Source organism: Bacillus niameyensis, assembly GCF_001375535.1.
Taxonomy (GTDB): domain Bacteria; phylum Bacillota; class Bacilli; order Bacillales; family Bacillaceae_C; genus Lederbergia; species Lederbergia niameyensis.
In genome coordinates, this window is the sequence record NZ_LN831197.1 from 3,477,948 (window position 1) to 3,500,986 (window position 23,039).

At 31.8% G+C, this 23,039-nt stretch carries 14 protein-coding genes; 13 read left to right on the plus strand and 1 reads right to left on the minus strand.

Annotated elements, in window-relative coordinates; all coding sequences use genetic code 11:
* Positions 1-61: 61 nt before the first annotated feature.
* The 8 genes from BN1243_RS16280 (at position 62) to BN1243_RS21855 (ending at position 14,637) form a co-directional block, all read left to right on the plus strand.
* The gene (locus BN1243_RS16280) at positions 62-880 is read left to right on the plus strand and encodes an ABC transporter permease (RefSeq protein ID WP_062108556.1); all 819 of its coding nucleotides are present in this window, start codon (positions 62-64) and stop codon (positions 878-880) included.
* A gap of 15 nt (positions 881-895) precedes the next feature.
* Positions 896-1,684, plus strand: a complete 789-nt coding sequence (gene tagH, locus BN1243_RS16285; protein ID WP_062110701.1) for a teichoic acids export ABC transporter ATP-binding subunit TagH — start codon at positions 896-898, stop codon at positions 1,682-1,684.
* A 204-nt stretch (positions 1,685-1,888) separates the two neighbouring features.
* Entirely contained in the window at positions 1,889-3,097 is a 1,209-nt protein-coding gene (locus BN1243_RS16290; protein ID WP_062108558.1) for a glycosyltransferase family 4 protein, read from the plus strand.
* Positions 3,098-3,118: 21 nt separating this feature from the next.
* Positions 3,119-4,405: a glycosyltransferase gene (locus tag BN1243_RS16295; RefSeq protein ID WP_062108560.1), complete on the plus strand. Its 1,287-nt coding sequence runs from the start codon at positions 3,119-3,121 to the stop codon at positions 4,403-4,405.
* 21 nt (positions 4,406-4,426) lie between these two features.
* A complete protein-coding gene (locus tag BN1243_RS16300; RefSeq protein ID WP_062108562.1) occupies positions 4,427-5,707 on the plus strand; it encodes a nucleotide sugar dehydrogenase in 1,281 nt (426 codons plus the stop codon).
* Between the two features lie 91 nt (positions 5,708-5,798).
* Positions 5,799-7,256 carry a class I SAM-dependent methyltransferase gene (locus tag BN1243_RS16305; RefSeq protein ID WP_062108564.1) on the plus strand — a complete coding sequence of 486 codons (1,458 nt, stop codon included), beginning with the start codon at positions 5,799-5,801 and terminating at the stop codon, positions 7,254-7,256.
* 6 nt (positions 7,257-7,262) lie between these two features.
* Positions 7,263-9,995, plus strand: a complete 2,733-nt coding sequence (locus tag BN1243_RS16310) for a glycosyltransferase (RefSeq protein WP_062108566.1) — start codon at positions 7,263-7,265, stop codon at positions 9,993-9,995.
* 268 nt (positions 9,996-10,263) lie between these two features.
* Positions 10,264-14,637, plus strand: a complete 4,374-nt coding sequence (locus BN1243_RS21855) for a heparinase II/III family protein (RefSeq protein ID WP_084781990.1) — start codon at positions 10,264-10,266, stop codon at positions 14,635-14,637.
* Between the two features lie 94 nt (positions 14,638-14,731).
* On the opposite strand, the gene BN1243_RS16320 is transcribed toward BN1243_RS21855, so the two are convergent.
* Complete coding sequence (locus tag BN1243_RS16320) at positions 14,732-16,414, minus strand: alginate lyase family protein (RefSeq protein ID WP_062108567.1); 1,683 nt, start codon at positions 16,412-16,414, stop codon at positions 14,732-14,734.
* 487 nt (positions 16,415-16,901) lie between these two features.
* Between BN1243_RS16320 and BN1243_RS16325 the strand changes: the two genes are divergently transcribed.
* From BN1243_RS16325 to BN1243_RS16345, 5 genes are all read left to right on the plus strand, one after another.
* Entirely contained in the window at positions 16,902-17,705 is an 804-nt protein-coding gene (locus BN1243_RS16325) for an ABC transporter permease (protein WP_062108568.1), read from the plus strand.
* Between the two features lie 15 nt (positions 17,706-17,720).
* Positions 17,721-19,352: a teichoic acids export ABC transporter ATP-binding subunit TagH gene (gene tagH, locus BN1243_RS16330; protein WP_062108569.1), complete on the plus strand. Its 1,632-nt coding sequence runs from the start codon at positions 17,721-17,723 to the stop codon at positions 19,350-19,352.
* A gap of 232 nt (positions 19,353-19,584) precedes the next feature.
* A complete protein-coding gene (wecB, locus tag BN1243_RS16335; protein WP_062108571.1) occupies positions 19,585-20,676 on the plus strand; it encodes a non-hydrolyzing UDP-N-acetylglucosamine 2-epimerase in 1,092 nt (363 codons plus the stop codon).
* Positions 20,677-20,924: 248 nt separating this feature from the next.
* A complete protein-coding gene (locus BN1243_RS16340; RefSeq protein WP_062108573.1) occupies positions 20,925-21,920 on the plus strand; it encodes a hypothetical protein in 996 nt (331 codons plus the stop codon).
* A 226-nt stretch (positions 21,921-22,146) separates the two neighbouring features.
* Positions 22,147-22,884 (plus strand): midas domain-containing protein, encoded by a 738-nt coding sequence (locus BN1243_RS16345; RefSeq protein WP_062108575.1) that lies wholly within the window; start codon positions 22,147-22,149, stop codon positions 22,882-22,884.
* Positions 22,885-23,039: the final 155 nt, after the last annotated feature.

The following is a 23,039-nucleotide window of genomic DNA, read 5'->3' on the forward strand; positions in this document are numbered from 1 at the left end:
ATCTGTATAATTTATTGACGAATAACTAAGTGTTAATACAGAGACTAGAAAGGGACTAATAATGAAATCCGCATTTACGATAGTGAAAGAACAAATTGGAAACTTCTATTTAATTAGACGATTATCCTTATATGAACTAAAAAGTAAAAATAAGAATAATTATCTCGGGATGGCTTGGGAAATTATTAACCCGATTATTCAAATTATGATTTACTGGTTTGTTTTCGGCAGCATTAGACAAAGGGCAGATGTAGAGATTGAGCAGGGAATGGAAGTACCTTTTATCCTCTGGCTGCTAGGTGGTTTTATTTTGTGGACATTTTTTTACCAATGTACAATTTTAGGATCAAAATCAATTTATTCTAGGTTACGCATGCTATCAAAAATGAACTTCCCTATGAGTGTTATTCCGAACATAGTGATCTTCTCACAATTCTATATCCATTTAGTTATGTTGGTCATTACCGTTATTATTTTTCAAATTTCGGGTTATCCTATAAGCGTTTATCTAATTCAACTGCCTTATTATATCTTTGCGGCGTTTTGCTTTGTATTTGCAGTGTCATTAATTACATCTACGATATCCACCATTGTAAGAGATTTCCATATGCTCTTAAATGCGGTATTAAGGATGGTTTTATACTTATCGCCAATACTATGGCAATTAACGATTCTTGAAGACCCTCTGCCATTGATCATGAAATTAAATCCACTATACTACCTAATTGAAGGTTATAGGGAATCGTTGTTTGGGGTTAATTGGTATTTTATTGAGAACTGGGAGTATACCTTGTATTATTGGGTGGTTGTGATTATACTACTTGCATTTGGGGCAACAATTCATATGAAGTTTAGAAGACATTTTATTGATTACTTATAAATGGTTGTGATAAAAATGGAAAAGGCGATCGTTTTAAATAAAGTTACAAAGAAATATAAATTATACAGTGGAAATAAGGAACGAATTTTAGACTTAATTACGCCGCGCAGTTTTGGTGAGGACTTTTTTGCTTTGAGAAATGTCAATTTTGAGGCTGATAGGGGTGATATCATCGGTTTCGTAGGAATTAACGGTTCTGGAAAGTCAACTCTGTCTAGCATCATTGCGGGAATTGTTCCCGAAACTTCCGGAACAATTGAAATAAATGGGAAAACGGCATTAATTGCTGTTGCAGCTGGTTTAAAAGAGGATCTTACCGGGAGAGATAATATAGAACTCAAATTATTGATGCTTGGATTTAATAAACATGAAATAAAAAAACTTGAGCCAGATATTATAGAATTCTCGGAACTCGGGAAGTTTATTGACCAGCCAGTTAAATCTTATTCCAGTGGGATGAAATCTCGGTTAGGATTTTCAATTTCGGTAAATGTTGACCCTGACATACTGATAATTGACGAAGCACTGTCTGTTGGTGACAATGCATTTGCGGAGAAAAGCTTTGAGAAAATGAAGGAATTTAAAACTAGAGGAAAAACGATGATTTTCGTAAGCCATTCAATGGGACAAGTTAAAAAGTTCTGTGAAAAAATATTGTGGCTGGAATTTGGAATGGTGAAAAGTTATGGTGAGGTTGGTGTTGTCTTACCAGAATATGAAAAATTTATGAAGGAATACAAAAAGATGTCAAAGAAAGAGAAAGATATGTATAAACAGAACGTATTATCATCAATACCTTTGTAAAAACTATTATTAGATGGTAATAATTGTTACCACTCTGAAATACGTTGGATATTTGTTATAATAATTATTAGTTATGCTTTTTAGGAAATAATTAAACAGTTGACATTGATTCGGTATAAAAGTAGGATAAGTTAGTGGCTAGGCCAAAAGAATCATTTTTCAGTTCTCTTTTTAAGAGATTTTTATTATAGGAGTAAATTACTAGTGAAGAAAAAAATACTAATTGTTTCTCAACACTTCTATCCTGAAATAGGAAGTGCAGGAAACAGAATGAAAAATATCTATGCCTTACTTATCGAAAAAGGGTATGACATTTCTATTTTGACGACTGACCCTGCTTACCCAAATAGACAGATTTATGAGGATCCGGAATTCTGGGATGACGATTCTATTCTAGATGATTCGTCAAAAATAGTGCGGATAAAGGTGCAGAACAGAAAGTACTCTAGAAGTATTTTTAATAGGTTAGTTTTTTATCTAGAAGTTGCATATAAGCTGCTAGGCAATATTCTTAAGGACAAAAGTAAATACGATATTGTTTTTGCAACGTCTCCTCCTATTTTTATAGCAATTGTAGGCGTATTTGCTAAATTTAAATTCAAGAGCAAGTTAATTTTAGATATAAGAGATCTTTGGCCTGAGTCGTTGCGAGGTGTTGGTGTTTTTGATAATATTTTCATCTTGAAATTGTTCGGCTCTATAGAAAAGAGTCTATATAGAAAAGCCGATTTTATTATTGTGAATAGCAAGGGGTTTATTCAATCCATTGCGAAAGCATTGTCCGGATCCACTAAAAATATCTATTATTTGCCGAATTCTGCACGGGAACATGAAGTTGGAATGACGAAGTATAATGGTGAAAAGGCTAAAGTAATTTATACAGGCAATATTGGTCTTGCTCAAGATATAGACTTTTTAAAGAGATTGGCTAGTAAATTAAACGAAAACAATATTGAGTTAACAATTATTAGCTACGGAATTAAAAATCAGGATTTTAAGCAATATGTCAAATCGAAACGGATGGAGAATATAAAAATTATATCACCATTAACGAGGAAAAAATGCTTGGATATCATTCGTGAACATCATATTGGTGTAGTCAGCCTTAATAATAAAGAAGTTTTTGAGACAGTTTTACCTGGAAAAGTAGTAGATTATATGACTTGTAGTATACCTATCGTTGGCTCAGTTTCGGGGTATTCTAAAGAAATAATAGAAAAATATAATGTGGGTTTTGTTTCAGAGGACAGAGATGTAAATGACATTTATGATTACATTAAATTGTTAATCAATGATCCTAATAAAAGAATGATAATGGCGGAAAACTGCGAAAAATGTATTGAATCCAACTTTCTTTGGGAAAAGAATATCGATATTTTGGAATCGATCATAGAACAATGTGATTCTAAATAATAATTAATGGAAGTGAAAAACATGAGCAAGAAGGTATGCATGTTTGTTTGGAATCATTTTACGAACGATGCCAGAGTTTTGCGTGAGTGTACTTCGTTATCAGACAAAGGCTACCAAGTGGATCTAATCTGCATCCATGATCCTAGTGATAAGGACTTATTAATGCAAGAAAAGAGAAATGCAAATTTCAACATATTTCGTGTAAGAAGATACCCTATTATGTTAGACTTAATAATGGGTATTTTACGACGTACAAAAAGAAATCCTTGGCTATTGCTTCCTATTTTAGTTATTTGGGGGACTTTTCTTTATTTCTTTCCGATAGTTACCATTTCAATAAGTATATTATTCGTGATATTATTTAAAATGGGAATTGGCCCTTGGCTGATTAAGATGAATATTTTTTTTAGAATGGTTGGAAGAGGTCTTTCAACCAAGTATGATATTTATCATTCAAATGATTTAAACACCTTAATACAAGGCTATATTCTAGCAAAGTGGAGGTGGAGGAAAAAGAAACTCGTTTATGATTCTCACGAAGTCCAAACTAGTAGAACAGGATATGATAGCAAAATCTATAGTGTGATAGAAGGATTCCTTGTGAAAAAGGTGGATTCGATGATTGTAGAAAATCACACTAGGGCTAAATACAATGAAAAACTATACAGTTTCTATCCGAGTGTAGTTCATAATTATCCTTTCAAGGAAATTGGTGAGAGTAACGATTTTATATCCATTCATTCACTACTTAATTTACCTCGAGATGAAAAAATCCTCTTATATCAAGGTGGAATTCAAGTCGGAAGGGGATTAGATAAATTAATTAAAGCTGCACCACTATTTGATGAAGGAACGCTTGTATTTATTGGGGATGGGAGATTAAAGCCGGAACTGATAGAAATGACAAATAAGATGGGATTAAATCATAAGGTGAAATTCATTCCTAAAGTGCCGTTAAGGGAATTACCTAAATATACAAAAAATGCATATTTAGGGTTCCAGGTGTTAAATAATGTATGTTTTAATCACTGGTCAGCTTCGTCCAATAAGCTTTTTGAATATATCATGAATGGCATCCCAGTTGTTGCTTGTAGCTTCCCTGAAATAAAAAAGGTAGTTGAAGAGGAGCAAATTGGTATTTGTGTTGATTCACATGATTATAAGGCTATTGCAAATGCAGTAAACCTACTATTAAGGGATGAAAACTTAAGAAATAAATTTAGCGATAATTGCTTAATAGCTAAAGATAAATATAATTGGGAAAATGAAGAAAAGGCTCTGCTAGAAGTGTATTATCAATTATCATAATATATATGGAGGCATTTTAATATGAAACTTTGTACAATGGGACTAGGATATATTGGATTACCTACTTCTATTATGTTTGCTAAACACGGCGTTGAGGTTGTTGGAGTTGACGTTCGTGAAGATGTAATTGAATCATTGAATTCTGGGAAAATTCACATTGAAGAACCTGGTTTACAAGAAGCTCTAACTGAAGTGATCGAAAATAATAAGTTTAAAGCATCTTTAATGCCAGAAAAAGCAGATGCTTTTATTATTTCTGTTCCATCACCTAATAATGATGATTTATATAAATCTTGTGATCTATCAATGGTTCTATCAGCTGTTAACAGTGTTATACCATTTGTAGAAAAAGGAAATGTAATTATTGTAGAATCAACAATTGCACCACGAAGTATGGACGATTATGTACAACCATTAGTTGAAAATGCAGGCTTTACAGTAGGTAAAGATATATTTTTAGTTCATTGTCCTGAAAGAGTGCTTCCTGGACAGATTTTGCATGAACTTATTTATAACAATAGAATTGTTGGTGGAATTACCCCTGCTTGTACAGAAGCTGGCGCTAAAGTTTATGGAACGTTCGTTAAAGGTGAACTAATTAGAACAGATGCAAAAACAGCGGAAATGTCAAAGCTTATGGAGAATACCTTCCGTGATGTGAACATTGCACTTGCCAATGAACTAACGCAAGTGTGCAATGAGCTAGATATTAACGCACTAGATGTAATTGAAATGGCTAATAAACACCCAAGGGTAAATCTTCATTATCCTGGTCCAGGTGTTGGTGGTCATTGTTTAGCAGTAGATCCGTATTTTATCGTTGCAAAAGCACCAGAAACAGCAAAACTTATAAATCTATCACGGAATATAAATACATCCATGCCAGAATATGTTGTCGAAAATATTAACACTCTTATGGAAAATGAGGGTGGTAAAGTAATTACATTGTTTGGTCTAACATACAAAGGTAATGTAGATGATATCCGTGAAAGTCCAGCAATGGAAATTTATGATATTCTTCGAGCACAACAAAACTATAAAATTAGAACGTTTGACCCTCATGTTAAAGGTGCTATTGTTATGGAAAATGTTGAGGATGCCGTTAAAAATTCGGATTTAATTGTGATTTTAACAGACCATAACGAATTTAAAGAACTTGATTTTACAAAACTTTCAGGAATGAAAAATAAACGTATATTAGATACGAAAAACATTGTTGGAAACACACCAAAAGACTTTGAATATATTAATTTTGGTAATATGTATGAATTCACTAAGAAAAAAGTTCTTTTAACAAACTAGTAGAAAAAATGATATAAGTGTTGTTAGAAAGAATTTCTCTATCTAGCAGCACTTATTTTACTGAATAAAAACTATTATAGGAGCAATAGTCGTGAAAAAACCATTAGATCGGGTTACAGAAGCCTATTATGGAGATATGGGCATAGAATTTGCTAATGAAGTAAGAAACAGGATTCATTGGATTTGCGCACATGCAGAAGGAGAATCTATTTTAGACGTCGGATGTTCCCAAGGAATTGCGTCCATTATTTTAGGAAGAGAAGGAAAACATGTTTTAGGAATTGACCTTTTAGATGAGGCAATAGAATTTGCTAATCAGTCGCTTGATCGTGAAGATAAAAGCACGAAAAACAATGTGAAATTTGAAGTGGCAAATTTTATGAACTATGATTTCGGGAATCAACAGTTCGACTCAATCATTATTGGAGAAGTATTGGCAAATATTACTGATCCGAAGAGATTTTTGAATAAAGCAAAGACTTTATTAGTTGAAGGCGGTTCAATTATTGTAACTGTCCCTTTTGGGGTTAATGATTATTTCGGTCACAAAAAGATATATTATTTAAGTGATTTATTAGAACTACAGAAAGAATCACTTGTTATAGATGAACTGGAATTTATCGAGAAAAGTGTTGGTGTTGTATTTAAGAACAATGTTGAATCTGCACCATTATTGTTAGATGAACATTTAACTGAAAAGTTAGAATTCATGTTTTATACGAAAGAGAGAAAGCTCATAACTGATATTCAAACTAAGCATAAAGTGATTGAAAACTCGGAAGAAAATGTTCAATCATTAAAAAAGGAAATAAATAAAGATGATAGCGAGAATAACGAATATCGGAAAAATTATTCAGAGTTAGAAGACTTTAAAAATACTGTTTTGGCTAAAGAAGAGCAAATCATTCAACAGAATAAAAATTTAATTCAGGAAAATATGGAAATAAAGCAATTATTGAATGAGCGTCTTAATAAGATCCAATCTTTTTATACCTCTAAAGAAAATCAATCAAATTTTGAACCTCAAAATGAGCAAACAATAAAACCTGAACAAAATATGACTCAAAGTGAATTAGCCGATTTAATCAATGTAGGGAATATGGCTAAGATTAGTAAAAAGGAAAAGGTCCAGGTACAGTCCGAACTATTGCAAGCCTATGAAAAAGAGGAAAAACTGTTAAATAAAATAATAGACTTGCAAAATGAGCTTGAAAGTTTAAAAAACAATACGAATAATACGCTAGAGGAAAACAAAACATTAAAAGCAAATTTAAACAAATACCAAGGGGAAAAAGAGACACTAAAAGCTAAAAATGAAGAATTACTTAACCATATTAAACTTATTGAAAGTCAGATTATAGTTGACAAAAAGGAAAAGATTAATGTACAGGGTCATCTTTTTGAAGCCTATGAAAAAGAAGAAAGACTGCTTAAATCCTATCAAAAACTATTAAATAAGTATAATGCCTTGAGTAATTCGAAATTGGGCAAAGTGACGCTAGCTTATTGGAGAAAGAGAGCTGGGAAGAAAACAGTAAGGAAGGGGTAAGGTAGATTGGATATTCAGTCTATACAGAGAAGATTAGAAACTATAAATAAGTTGAAGGAAAAAGTATTAATCGATATTGATGCCGAAAAAAAGGCAATATCGGACTTACATTCATTCTTAAAGACTAAAAAAAAAGCCCAGCTAAATAACACTAATACAAAACCTAATTTACAATCTAAAAAGGTTGAAAAAAAGCAGCCAGATCCTGAAGAGCTTGAGAAGAAGATAGCATATCTTAAAGTAAGAGATAAATTAAGTGATGTTAATTTTTTTGAAACTGTTAAACCTTTATTGGACCAGCTTCCTGATAGTAATGGGAGCCGATATTACGATAAAATCAAGACTAATATTGGCATTATAGCTGACGAATTTTTATTTAATTCTTTTAAGGGAACAGCAAATTTCTTCTATATTGAAAGAGATAATTTCAAAAAGCATAAGGGGAAATTAGATGTCTTATTAATTGCAACAGCTTGGAAAGGACTGAACTTTGAGTGGAAAGGTTTAGGTAATCCAAAGATAAAACGACATCGTCAAGATTTGTATAAAATTATCGACTTTTACAGATCCCAAGGAACAAAAATAGTCTTTTATTCAAAAGAGGATCCTGTAAACTATGAAGTATTTATTGATATCGCCAAACAGTGTGATTATATTTTTACTACCGCAGAAGAAAAAGTGGAGAGTTATAAAAAGGATTGTAAAAATGATAAGGTGTTTCTGTTAGAGTTTGGCGTAAATCCTTTATACCATAATCCAGTTGGAATCAAAAAATTTCCGAAACAAAAAGAAGTCCTATTTGCAGGGTCTTGGTATAACAAGTATCCACATCGGCAAAAGGATACTAGAATGATTTTTGATGGAATTATTGATGCAAATAAAAGTTTGAAGATCATAGATAGAAATTATGACTTTAAATTAGCTCAATACTTTTTCCCAGAGGAGTATTTAAAATATGTTTCACCAGCTGTACAGCATGAATATTTACAAAAAATGCATAAGATTTATAATTGGGCTATCAATCTGAACAGTATTCAAGAAAGTAATACGATGTTCGCGAATCGAATCTATGAATTGCAAGCATTAGGTAATATTTTACTCTCAAACTATAGTGTTGGAGTAAATAATAAATTTCCAAATGTTTATTTAATTCACGATAAAAATGAAATACGAGAGATCTTTGAGAGTATGACTGAGGAAGAGATCTTTGAACATCAGGTTTATGGAATTAGACGAGTAATGACTAGTGAAACCACATTTCAAAGAGTCAATAGTCTTCTTGAAAAGGTAGGAATTGATAGTTCAATAACAAGTAGGAAAGTTGCTGTTTTAGTAAAAGAAAAGACAGAACAAATTAACAGGATGTTTGAGAGTCAAACCTATTCAGACAAGAAGCTATTTACTGAAGATGAATTTACAGAAAAACTAAAATCAAACTATGACTTTATAACTTTCTTCGCCCCTTCTAAATATTATGGAGAGTTTTATTTGGAGGATATGGTTAATGGATTTAAGTACACTAATTCAGACTATGTTACGAAAAGCTCCTATTATAATGGAAATAAGATTATACAAGGAACAGAGTTTGATTATGTAGATTTGATGGAGGACAAAAGTAGAACCCTATTTTGGAGTAGTGCTTTTACACTAAATCAATTAAAAGACTTTAATGGAAAAACTAAATTGTTAAACGGATTTAGCATTGATCGGTTTAATTTCAATGAAGTTAGAAATGAAAAAGTTAAAGCTAAAAAGAATTATCAGCTGTCCGTTATAGTGCCGACTTATAACAATGGAGAACATTTATTAAACAAATGTTTTAATAGTTTAAAAAGAAGCTCTATGTTTGAGGATATGGAGATCATAATTGTTGATGACGGTTCTACTGATGAAAAGACTCCTAAAATAGTAAAATATTTAGAGGGTAAATTCAATAATGTTAGAACATACTTCTACAATGATGGCGGAAGTGGAAGTGCTTCGCGTCCGAGAAACAAGGGATTCGAATTAACGAGTTCACCATATATTACGTATTTAGATCCTGATAATGAAGCGATTAATGATGGTTATACTCAATTATATAAGCAGGTAGTTAAAGGAAAACATGATATGGCTATCGGAAATATGCTTAGAATTGATACAAAACCATTAAATTTTGATTATTATAAGACAGCAATGCAATTCTATGGTGGCGACACAATTACAAAAAATGTAAAAGAGTATTTAGTGAACACTCAATTTAAGGCGATGAGTATTCAAGCGTTGATTGTAAAACGTGAAGTGATAGGTAATAACTCCTTGAAAATGGTGGAAGGTGCTGTTGGACAAGATACGATCTTCTTCCAAGAATTATTGCTGAATTCAAGTAAAACAAAAGTCATCAATGTTCCAATTCATGTATATTATGCTGCAGTTAGTGGTTCAGCCGTAAATACTATTACTAAAAAATTCTTTGAGAAATATTTGAAGCTAGAGAAATACAGATACAAAATGCTTAAAGAAAATAATCTTTTAGATGAGTATATTGAAAAAAGATTTGAGTATTATTTTGAGAATTGGTATTTGAAAAAGTTAAAGTTAGTTGTGAAAGAGGATGTAATTCCATCAGTACAGTTATTAGGAGATATACTAACCCTGTATGAAAATGACTATCACAAGGAAAACACTTCTGTTGACCAATTTTTGAAACTATTTAAACTGCAAAATATTAATCATATTATTAAACAGTATATAGAGTAGCTTTTAACTATTCAATTGAAAGTTCTCAAAGTAACATATGGTATTTATATGTTACTTTGAGAACACATTAAATTTAATATTACAAGGGAAATACAGAAAAGATATGAAAAGTTCCTTTTTTTAGAGGGGAGCAAACTTTTTTAAGTTAAATTTCCTCAATAAAATATGTATTATAATATGAAACATAGTTTGAGAAATGAGATCATGTTATTATAGCTATAATCCTTATATAATATAAGGGATTATTACATGATTAGGGGAATGTATAATGAATAAATATTTATCTTCTCTCTATCGAAGAGGATTCTTATTAACAGATATTAAAAAACCTCAATTTACCGATAGTCAAACTCAACAAGTTATTGGCAATTGGAAAATTGAAGTGATTTCAAAATATAATTTGTTTTTTGATCCGAATATTTTATATAGCGTTAGTGAAAAAAATGGTATTAAGGTTATAATTTTGGGCCATGTTTTAAACCCATTTGATGGAACTATATCGATTAATAATATCGCAAACACTTTAGCCGTGAAAAAGGGTATTTCTGAAGGGGAGTTTTTAGACTATCTTGATCAGCTCTCTGGGAGATTTGTAATCTTTACAGATACTTCCGATTGTACCGAAATTTATCATGATGCATGTGCAACAAGAAGTGTTTATTATGATATAGAAAATGAACTTACAGCTATTTCTTCACATTCGATGCTTATTGCTGAATTGTTTGATTATAAAGAATCGAAGGCATCAGTAGAATTAATGAAACATCCAGATTTTAAGAAAATAAGGTATTTTCCAGGGGTGCAATCCCCATTTGAGGAAATTAGACCTTTAACACCTAATACAAAGTATATTATAGAAAAAAGAGATGTTCAAAGGATATTTCCAAGGAAACCGTTAATTATAGCCAGAGATGTGAATAAAGAGGTTAAAGAGATTATTTCCATAATGCAACAACAAGCTAAGTTGTTAGCTCTAGATAATAAATTAAGTATTTCCTTAACTGCTGGCATTGATAGTAGAGTAACATATTCAATATTCAAAGATGTTAAAGGTGATATAGATTACTTTACGCATACTAACAAGTCAAATGCAGAAAGTTATAATGAAGATATTAACATAGCAAAAAAAATGGTATCTTTAAGTCACTCTCCATACAAGGTTTACGAATATGGATTGGATAATGAACAAGTTGATATGAAAGATTTTTATTCTATATGGAAAAAAAACATTGGAATGAACCGAGGGTCTGTCTATTTATTTAAATTGTATGCAGATGAATTTCCAAAAGACCGTTTGCATATACGATCAAATTTGGCGGAAATTGGTAGGGTTTATTATAAAAGGAACAAAATGAAACTTAGTGCAAAAAGCTTAGCTAAGTATTATACGAGAACTTCCTTAAGAAATGATAGTGAGATCATTAATGGATTCCAAGCATTTATAGATATAACTAATTTCAAAAGTGAATTTCTTTATAATTATGATTTTACAGACATGTTTTATTGGGAACACAGAATGTGTTTATGGCATAGTCTAATCCTTCTGGAAAGCGACATGGCGTATGATACCCACATTATATACAATAATCGGAACTTACTGTCTAAAATACTCTCTATTCCTTATGAGATTCGTAATTCCAGTGGATTATTTTTAAAGATAATTCAAGAAACATGGCCTGAATTATTAGCATTCCCAATTAATGGGGAAAGTCCATCATTAGATCGGCTAAATAGTAAAACTCCCGTATCTAATAAAGAGTTATTTAAAAGAACTCAGCCAGATAAGGCAACATTATCCATAGCAGAAATGATCATGAACAATGAGGTTTACCTGTTTAAAAACTGGAAGCCCTTTAAGTTTGCAGATGAATTGCAATGGGATGAAGATCCTTACAATGATAGAACATGGAAGTTTTATCTACATGAGATTAGAATGGTAAGTTACTTGGTTAACGCTTATGAGTTAACTAATGAAAGGAAATACCTCGAGAAAGCAAAATGGTATATCGAAAGCTGGATGAGAAAGAACCCGTCTCCAGAGGAAAATGTTAGTGACTGGTCTTGGAGTGGCCATGGAACGGCGAATAGATTATTAAATTTATTATATTTCTGGTGCTATTATAAAGATGTTGAAAATATAGATAATGACTTTGAAATGAATTTTAAAAGGCTTCTTCACACTCATGGACTCTTTCTAGCAAATGATAATAATTACGAAGATTATAATCATGGAATTTTTCAGGATCAGGCTCTAATGGAGCTCTCAGTTTTGTTTCCTGAGTTTACCAAAAGTCGTGAATGGCTAAAAAAATCTGTTGATCGATTAACTATGAGAATGAATAAGGATTTCACAATTAATGGGGTTCATAAGGAACATAGTCCTGGATATCATTTGTTAGTTATGAAGTTATTTATGTCAATAAAGAAATTTATGGATTTCTACGGGGTTCCCTATTCGGATCAGATTAAAAACAAGTTTAAACACATGCAGGATTTCTTAGCGGTTCTAACAGATAAAGATGGAAGGCTTCCTTTATTAGGGGATACTGGTCTATCAAAGGTTTTGAGGAGTATTGATGAAAGTGAGATAATTAGCGAGTATTGGTTAAATAAGGTTACAAGAGGAAAGAAAGGAAGGAGCTTAAAGGATTCCTTTTTCCCCTATCCAGAGGCCGGGATATCCGTATATAAAAAACAAGATATTGAATGGCTTTTCACCTCGGCATTTCATTCTACAGTCCATAAGCATGCTGATGATTTAGCGTTCTTATTAAGTGTAGATAAAACTGATTATTTTGTAGATAGTGGTCGGTACAACTATAAAGAGAAAGATCCATATAGGAAATATTTTCGTAGCGTTTTTGCTCATAATACAATAGCTGTTGATGGAAAGACATATACCCTCTCTAAAGGACAAGTAGGTAAATCCCAAATAATAGATTATGGTCATAGCAAGACATACACGTATGTGCGTGGCAGACATGAACTGTATGAAGGGATTTCAATTGTTAGGTTACTTATACAGATTGATAACGGTCCTATTATAATTCATGATAAAATCTATTCGGATAAAAAACATAAATATTCACAAATATTTAATATAGGTGTCGATGTCGAAATAACTGAAAAAGATAAAAGCTCAATTTTATTAAAAAGTAAAATTGACGATTCATTTGTACATTTAAAGCAATTATATGAAATTAGAGACTTTAATTTATTTGAAGGTAATACGGACCCAATTAGGGGTTGGCAATCATTTGATTTCAATCAGAAGCATCCTATTAAATCAGCCCATTTTATAAATGAGGGGGATTTTGCGGAGTACTTAACTCTTATAAACATTAATAATAACTCTATAGATCATGTACAAAGTGAATTACGAAATAATAAAATAACTTATAAATTATTTAATGATAATACGGAAGTCAATCGCATTTCTATTGATGAGCCAAATGACATTCGTAACAGTAAGGTGACACTAATGGGGGATAAACCAATTATAAATTCAGTTTCGTTATCTACAAAGAGTGATAGGGTAGAAATAGGCCAACCATTAACTGCGACAATACATGCAACTGGAAAAAACTTAACATATGCTTGGTATATCTATCACAATGATGAAAGAATAGAAGTGAAAAGATACTCATCAGATTTGAAAAATGTAACAATAAAGTTAGAAAAAGAAGGAACCTATTATTTAAAGGCTTATGCAAAAAATGAACAGGGACAAAAAGTGTCAGTGAATACAAGTCAAATAACTGTGTTTAAAGACAGTTATTTGCAAACAAAAAAATATAAATCAATCTTTGATTTATATAATCATAAAGAGATTGCAAATAAAAGTCTTGACCAATTCGAGATAGATTTTAAGGACCCAACAATATTAAGTGTTAATAAGGATGACGTGATTTACGATTTATTAATTAAAACAAATAAGAAGTCTCCCTTATTGTATGTTATAGGTTCGGGTGCATACAATGCAAGTGAATTTAGCCCTCCTATTTTCCAACGTCATTCATGGTCTAAAGACTTAGATGCGAATGTTATTTATTATAATGATCCTACCCTATACTTAGGGGAAATTAATTTAGGGTGGGGACAAGGTACCGAGCAAGACTTCTATATTGAAAGTTTAGCCACTATAATTATGCAGGTGGTAACAAATCTTAATATTGATAATGAAAATATTATATTTTATGGAAGTTCAGCAGGCGGATTTATGTCACTTATGTTAGGTGGATTCTTAAAAGGGAGTTCTGTATTAGTAAATAATCCACAAACTATTGTCCCGAATTATTATAAATCTTTTGTTAATGCTATGTATAAGGTTAGTTATCCGAATATGAAAGTCGAGGAAATCACTCAAAAGTTTAACGAAAGGTTAGATGTAACCTCTTTTTATAAAAAAATTGGATATATGCCTAACATTTATTATTTGCAAAATGCAGCTTGTTTTCATGATATGGAAAATCATTATCAACCTTTTGTAAAAGGCTTGGAGGATTTCTTGAAGCTTGGGAAAAGCGGGCAATTTATTTCCCATTTATATTGGGATGAAAAAAGTCAACATAATCCTTTGGAAAAAGTAGAAACCTTAAATTCCTTAAGAAGGGCTACAGAATTATTTATAGATAAGGCATAAGGAAAAAAATGCCCTTAGGTAGATTTATATGATCTACTTAAGGGCGGTACTCATTATGTGCTGTCCAAAGGATTTGCAATATACAAAGGACGAATTACATTACAAATGAGAAATAATTCCCATCGATATTTAAACTTAATTGACTATTTTCTAATTCAAAATGAATGTCGGTCACTCTTGTAGTTTCTTTCCCCAATCTAATTAAGGTTAAAAAATGAACTTTATTATTTTTTGCCATATATTCAAGTTTATGTGTTTTACTTAATTTACTGAAGGTTTCTGAAACAACAGCATTTGGCTTTTCTGTATTTCCTTTATGAATTGTTAATTTGTCTGGAGCAATTAGTTGTTCTATATGCACCTCATCATTTTGGGATTTTAACACGGTATGGTTTATGCCTTCCTTGACGATTTTTACCTTTGGACTCAATGTAAAGAATTGGCTACATTTTTGGACTGTCTTACTAGAAACTTTATCAAGTATAATCAAAACGTTGGGCTTAATAAAACAAATAGCTCGTTCAATTGATGTCCCTTCATAACCTAGATTAATCCCTTTCACATAATCATAGGTCCTGTTTGAGGAAAAGGCAGTAATAGAAATTCTATCCTTAACTACTTCTGGATCAGGGTGTACATAATTTTTGTTGTTTATAACAATCGTATTATGAGCCCTTGCGGATCGTACATATCCTCGTTCGGGAGAACTTCCATAGCTATGCTTTCCTGAATCAACAAAAATATCGTGACCATTATAAAAGAGGTTAATTGATAAATCATCAAAGTGTTTATGAGTTAATGTACTGTAGCCACATACAAATGAAAGCCATGTTGAATTTATTGGACTTTGATTATTCTTTGCTTGTAATATAGATATACCTGCCTCTAAATCAAAAAAAGAAGTATACTTCTTTTCCTTTCTGTTAAGTTTTTTATGGCTTGAATCTCCAATCATCGGTAGATAACCATCTGGCTTCAGAATAAAGCTATAATATTCCGCAATTAATTTAAACTTACCTATAATCTCTTTACCAAGTGTTAGGTCATATTTATTCAGAAAGTCTTCAATAGAATGAAAAAGCCGTTCAACTACTAAGTGATATTCTGGGGAGTTTTCTAGGTGTACTCCTTTTGAACTGTAGCTACTATAAAAGTTATCCTTCAATCTAAATAAACCTTTATTTTTCCAGTTATCTGCATTAGGGTAATTAAAAACAACACCGGCTTGAATCAATGCTCGATCCATCATAATACCATGATTGTTTTTTCTGTAGTATGTATCCTTGTATAAAAATTCTGCATGTTTAATGATTAGTTCATCAAGATCAGGAAAAGGTAAGTTAATTCTCTTAAGACATAAAAATAGATATATTAAATTATGTGTTCTGTATGCGGAAGTATGGTCATACCAAATAAATTTGTTATCTTTATCATTTGAATCAAATTCTAGCCAATCCTTGACAATTTTGATAGCCTTTTTCAAGTAAATAGTGTCATTAGTCGCTTCAAAGGCATTTCCTAGATAACTAATTGGCATTAAAGAATGAAGGTATAATTGATAGGTATTGGAACTAACATAATGTTTATAATCCCAATCGATTCCATTGCTAAAATCTAAGATATCGAGTGATTCTTGGAGTACAAAGTGATTATCTAGGATTAATTGTGCATTTTTTTCAGTATTACTATTCGCATCAGTTAATCTTAAAATATTGTCAAGATTTATTACTCCAAATTCATTTAATATATCTTGGTTTAACTTTAAAAGATTTGTCAAATTCTATTCGCTCCCTCTAATAATGATACATTTATATTAACATATCATCAAAAAATGCTGAATCAATGAGCTGAGAATAATCTCCCTTGCTTGTACGAGATTATGAGGGTTAGCAACAGACTCTTTTTACAAACAGAAAAAAGCGAACTAGGAGAAAAGCATTGCTTCAAAAAGCTAAGGAAGGTACAAGAAGAGTTGGAAAACAAGGACTTTAAAGAATTTCCTAATCTCATAACCATAGCAAAGAAATTAAAAGAGACTTGAGATACGTATAAAGAGTTTCAAAAGATGCCAAATTAATATATTATGGAACCAACAATTCTAGTATTTCAAATAAAAAATGGAAGGATGCTCTCTTCCATTTTTTGTTTAAAATACTTTATTCGATAGAAGTTCAATTTGTGTTATTATATAATAGGTATTTTAAGATATTATTACCTCTTGGATTTGGCAAAAAATGTACTCAACGAAGGAAGTAGACATTATAATGAGATTTGTTATTCAGATAATAAAAGAACAATTGTCCAATTTTAGTTTAATACTGAGATTAGCAAGTTTTGATATTAAAGGTATGTATCAGATGCATTATTTAGGAGTACTATGGCAGTTTTTAAACCCAGCAATTCAAATTGGAGCTTATTGGTTTGTCTTTGGAATTGGTATTAGAAGCGGCCGTCCAGTAGATGATATCCCATTTTTTGTTTGGTTGTTTGTAGGGTTAGTTCCGTGGTTTTTTATTAATCCATCGATAACACAAGGATCTAATAGTATTTATACTAAAGTGAACTTAGTTTCAAAAATGAAATTTCCAGTTAGTGTGCTTCCCACAATTACGATTATGAAAAATATGTATAATTTCTTAATGATGTCAATTATTTTAGTGTTAATTCTTGCCTTAAATAAAATTAATCCAGGAATTTATTTATTACAATTACCTTATTATGTTTTTGCATTGTTAGCCTTTTTATTCTCAATGACTTTATTGTGTTCAACTATATCGGTTATGATAAGGGACTTTCAAACAGCGATTAATTCAATGATCAGAATGTTATTCTTTTTAACTCCGATAGTATGGAATGCAAGTAGGCTAGATCCCCAACTATTAAATATATTAAAACTCAATCCAATTTATTATTTGATTGATGGGTTTAGAAATACCATTTTGTTTAAAACCTGGTTCTTTGAGGACCTTGGATTGACTTTTTATTTTTGGAGTATAACATTATTAATTTTATTTATTGGTTCTTATATGCATATAAAATTCAGAGATAAATTTGTTGATTATTTGTAATGGAGGCTTAAAAAAATGAAGCCAAAAGTAAAACTGGAAGGCATATCGAAGACTTACCAGTTGTATAATAAAAGGTCTGATAAAATTCGGGATATTTTTCTCCCAAACAAAAGGAAAAATAATCGAACATTTCATGCTTTAAAAAATGTAAGTTTTGAAATATTTGAAGGAGAAACAGTTGGGATTGTGGGGATTAATGGATCAGGTAAATCCACACTTTCCAACATTTTAGCCGAGGTTATTCCACCATCTTCAGGAAATATGGAGATTAACGGTGAAACTTCACTTATTGCTATTAGTGCAGGGTTAAATAATCAATTATCTGGCTTAGAAAATATTAAGTTAAAATGTTTGATGCTTGGATTGAAGAAAGATGAGATTTCAGAGTTAACGCCTCAAATTATTGAGTTTGCGGATATTGGACAATTTATTGAACAACCTGTAAAAAACTACTCTAGCGGCATGAAGTCTAGGCTTGGTTTTGCCATTTCTGCTTACACTAATCCGGATATTCTAATAGTAGATGAAGCACTATCCGTAGGCGATAAGACGTTTTATAAAAAATGTGTAGACAAGATTGACGAATTTAAAGCTAGTGGGAAAACTATTATATTTATCAGCCATTCTATAGGGCAAATGCGATCAATTTGTGATAGGGTTCTTTGGCTACATTATGGTAGTTTAAAGGAATTCGGAAATTCCAAAGAAGTTCTTGATAAATATGATGAATTTATTAAATGGTTTAATACTCTTTCAAAAGAAGAAAAGGGAAAATATAAAAGAGAAAAGCTAAATGAACAATCTGTGATAAATACAAATGAATTTATTAGTCGGAGAAGTAAAAGTAAAGTCTCCAACAGAGGATTCATTGTGCAAGTTTGCGTGTTACTTATGCTTACTCTTTTTAGTGCTCTCTTCATGTTTGTAGATAAGTCACCATTAGCTATCTACAAAGGTATTTATGATCGATTTGATGATTCCAGTCCAAGTACAGATAATCTAGGGGAAGAAAAAAATTACGAACCCGAAATAAATAAGATCGATAAAGAAGGAAATATAGTTACACGATCAGCTATTCTTTATGAGGATGAGCAAATGACAAGACAGATGGAATCAGTACAATTCTCTGAACCTGTTTATGTCATTGAACAAATCGATAATGTATATAAAGTGAATTATCAGGATGAAACGGCTTATATAAATTTCGATGATGTTTCATTGTCCAACACTTTTGCTAGTATAGCAGATATAAGGACAATAGATTTTTACCCTATCTTACCTGCATCACTACAATCGTCCTATGAATTCTTTATGGCTCATGTAGGTTTAGATTATGAAACAATTAAAGGAAAACTTAGAGGATTGACCGAGGAAACGGAAGATCAGGGTCTTACAGTTCTTACTTATGGGAATTATGATATAAGTTTGCGCTTTAATAAAGATAACGTAGCAACCAATGTAATAGTTGAAAATATTCAAAATGATAATGAATTTCTAAATGAGTTGCGTTCACAAGCAAATGTTCAATCTAAAGACGGAAAGATGTTTACTTTGAATATTGAGGGATTCGATGTATTCGTAGATATAGACAAGCAGATATTAGAACTTACACTACAGAAGAATAACGATGATTCAGGCACTCCATAATTCTCTGGAGGCCTTTTTTTCTTAATCAGTCTGACTTGTGAGATTCTGCGTTTCATGATCTAGTCCATAAGCAGTCAATCCTTTATATCTTTTATTTCATGATATTATTTGATACTATAGACTTTAGTCATATCATGGCCTTTTTTGTCCATATTAGTCGACAACGACTCCTCCCACTGTTATGTATTATTTTTACTTACACAAATTACTAAATAAGGAACGTGATCAATTAATGAAAAAGGTAATGGTAGTATTCGGGACAAGACCCGAAGCTATAAAGATGTGCCCTTTAGTAAAAGAATTAAAAACTCGTGATCAATTAGAGACAATTGTTTGTGTTACAGGGCAGCATCGTGAAATGTTAGATCAAGTTCTGGAGGCATTTCATGTAGAGCCAGATTATGATCTATCCATTATGAAATCGAAACAAACATTATTCGATGTTACAGTAAACATTTTGGAAAAAATGAAATCTGTTTTGGAAGAAGTTCAACCAGATGTCGTTTTAGTTCATGGAGATACTTCAACAACGTTCGTAACAGCGTTAGCATGTTTTTATTTACAGATTCCTGTGGGACATGTTGAGGCAGGATTAAGAACGTATAATATTTACTCTCCTTATCCTGAGGAATTTAATCGTCAAGCTGTTGGAATCGTTGCAAAATATCATTTTGCACCAACGGAAATGTCGAAAGAAAATCTCGTTAAAGAAGGTAAAGACCCTGCTACAATTTACGTTACGGGAAATACCGCGATTGATGCTCTTAAAACAACTGTTGGAGAAGCATATACTCATGAACAGTTAGACTGGGTTGGGGATAGTAAATTGATTATGATTACTGCCCATAGAAGGGAAAACCTCGGCGAACCTATGAAGAACATGTTCAGAGCTATCAAAAGAATTGTAGACGAACATCCTGATATTAAAGCGATCTACCCAATACATATGAATCCAGTAGTAAGAGAAGCAGCAAACGAAATATTAGGGGACTGTGATCGTATCCGAATTATTGAGCCTTTAGAGGTTATCGACTTCCACAACTTCCTTTCTAGATCATACATGATCTTAACGGATAGTGGAGGTATTCAGGAAGAAGCTCCGAGCCTTGGTAAGCCTGTTTTGGTTATGCGCGACACAACTGAACGCCCTGAAGGTATCGCTGCAGGTACATTAAAACTTGTTGGAACTGATGAAGAGGTTATTTATAAAACATTTAAGTTGTTACTAGAGAATCAAGCTGAGTACGAAAAAATGAGCCATGCAAGCAATCCTTACGGTGATGGATTGGCAAGTAAACGAATAGCAGATATATTAGAAGGGTAACTTCTAACGTACCAGCATTTTATACAACATATTTAAAAATACCCTAACAGAAATCTTTTGAACTGTTAGGGTATTTTTAAATTATACAGGCAATTATTTTTTGAAAAAGTGTTTTTTCCATTAGTTAAGAGAGATTAGACAGTGAAACTAATATCTATTTTTAATTATGAATTGATAGTTAAGTTTGATTTATCTTTAAAGTAAAAGTTTGGTAAACTAATAGTCAATCATACTAATGGAGGTTTATTATGTCAGTTTTTAAGAATGAGGAAGTATTTAATGGAGAAGTAGATGTGAAATATCTTTTTCAAAAGTCCTATACAAAGACAGATGGATTAGTTATCGTATTCTCAGCTTTTCAAGCTGAAGGTAAACCCGCTAATTATAATTATGTTCGAACTTTAGAGGAATTTGACTGCAATAAACTTTATATATTAGATGATTTTGGTGAGGCTCCTTCTTATTATCTATGCAATAGTAGAGAGTTTTCTATTGAGCGATCGGTTATAGCGCTTATTCGTAAAATTGTGAAGGAAAATGAAATTAGTAAGATTATATCAAGTGGTTCGAGTAAAGGGGGATTCGCGGCTTTATATTACGGCATAAAATATGGCTTTGATCATGTTATTTCAGCTTCTCCTCAATATTTATTAGGAGACTACCTTCTTGAACAAGCAGAGGCAAAACAAGTTGGAAAAAAGGTTGTCGAATTTATAAGTGGAGGTACCGAGGCAGAGGATCACGAATATCTTAATAATATAATGGCAAGTATGATACGTGAAACGAAAAATAACCCAGACATATTTATACATTTAGGAGTAGGAGAGCATCATTATCGAAATCATGTTATACCGATGATAAAGTTATTTGATGAAATAGGAATAGCATATGAATTAAATTTGGGAAGTTACGATAAACACAGTGATGTTTTGATCCATTTCCCTCCTCTGTTGAAAGAGAAAATTAGAGAACTATTGAAATTTCCACTTATATCTTTAGAACAGATAAATAGGGAAGAGAATAAGCAAGACACACTTTATGAGTTTAAAGTTACCACTGAAATGAAAAATAAAGTAGCCTGGTATGTTTATAAAGATAACAAAATCATTGATAAATTTGGATATGCGAAAAATAAGACTATCAAATTATCATTTAAGGAAAAAGGAAAGTATATGGTTAAAGTATTTGTGAAAAATGAGGGAAACTTAAAGGTTTCCACAATTACTAACTCTATAACGGTTTGAGGTATAACATGCGGTTAGACTATTAATGAAGGAGCAATGCTGAAAACAAAAGGCTAACTAAACTAAGTTAGTGTTATTGAAGTTTTTCTATTCTTCGGACATTGAAACTTTCCTATATAGCATTTTAAGTAGTGATCTACTCTCATCTTATCTTTCATTTATATAGATGTGTATTATTTAAGTATCAGAAAAAATAGATAAATTTCTACAATATGGGGGAATATTTTTGAAGCATCGTAATAAAATTGTAGTATTTTGCAGCATTCTTATGGTCGGTATATTCCTTATATTAGGTATGTCTTTTTATGAGAAAAAGGGTCATTTTCACGTAGCGAAAAAGACCAAAAATAGAGCTGTTTCAAATGCGCTAATGGTCAATAAGCAAGTGGATAGTGAAAAGATGAGTAAGTTTATTGTAGATGAGGAAGAGAATAAGGATTTAGAGGATATTGAAGGAGGAGAAGATATTCCAGAAATGGAAGATATAGAAATGACAGAAATTATAAATTCATCAAATCAAACATCAAATAATTGGAGTAATAATTGGTCCAGTACGACAGGACGAGAAGAAAGTAATGTTCCTAAAGACAACATTACTACCCCAAGCTCGAAACCTAGTTCTCCAAGTAAGGACAAACAAGAAAATGTGATCAATAAACCTGCAGAGAAAGATGAAAATAAGGGGGACCAAGATAAAGGTTCTGGGGTTATCGATGTTCCATCAGAAGAGAAGCCAGATAAAGAAACTAAACCGCCGGCAGAACAACCTGATAAGAATGAAAATGATCAAGAACAAGATAGTGCGAATGAAGAGAAACCTGTGGAACCACCAGGAGAAAATGAAGAAGAGGATGTCCAAACAGAACTGGAAACGCCTGTCGATCCTGGTGTAGAGGAATCGCCTGATAGTTCGCATGAAACCGAGCAAGGCGTAACTGACAATAACCAGTCAGAAACTCAATAGAAAAGGGAAGATGTGAAAATAAAGCTAGTTTTTCTTAATATAGTGCATTTATGGGTATTTATACCTATTTATGTTCTGCCGTTTATTTCGATAATAGAAATATATATAGTCCGATGGGAGGGGGTATAAAGTTTACTTTATACTTCTCACATTTG

Bases quoted from the DNA above. Each gene is read 5' to 3' on its own strand.
- BN1243_RS16280 (WP_062108556.1), top strand. From the start codon at position 62: ATGAAATCCGCATTTACGATAGTGAAAGAACAAATTGGAAACTTCTAT.
- tagH (WP_062110701.1), top strand. From the start codon at position 896: ATGGAAAAGGCGATCGTTTTAAATAAAGTTACAAAGAAATATAAATTA.
- BN1243_RS16295 (WP_062108560.1), top strand. From the start codon at position 3,119: ATGAGCAAGAAGGTATGCATGTTTGTTTGGAATCATTTTACGAACGAT.
- BN1243_RS16300 (WP_062108562.1), top strand. From the start codon at position 4,427: ATGAAACTTTGTACAATGGGACTAGGATATATTGGATTACCTACTTCT.
- BN1243_RS21855 (WP_084781990.1), top strand. From the start codon at position 10,264: ATGAATAAATATTTATCTTCTCTCTATCGAAGAGGATTCTTATTAACA.
- BN1243_RS16325 (WP_062108568.1), top strand. From the start codon at position 16,902: ATGAGATTTGTTATTCAGATAATAAAAGAACAATTGTCCAATTTTAGT.
- tagH (WP_062108569.1), top strand. From the start codon at position 17,721: ATGAAGCCAAAAGTAAAACTGGAAGGCATATCGAAGACTTACCAGTTG.
- wecB (WP_062108571.1), top strand. From the start codon at position 19,585: ATGAAAAAGGTAATGGTAGTATTCGGGACAAGACCCGAAGCTATAAAG.
- BN1243_RS16340 (WP_062108573.1), top strand. From the start codon at position 20,925: ATGTCAGTTTTTAAGAATGAGGAAGTATTTAATGGAGAAGTAGATGTG.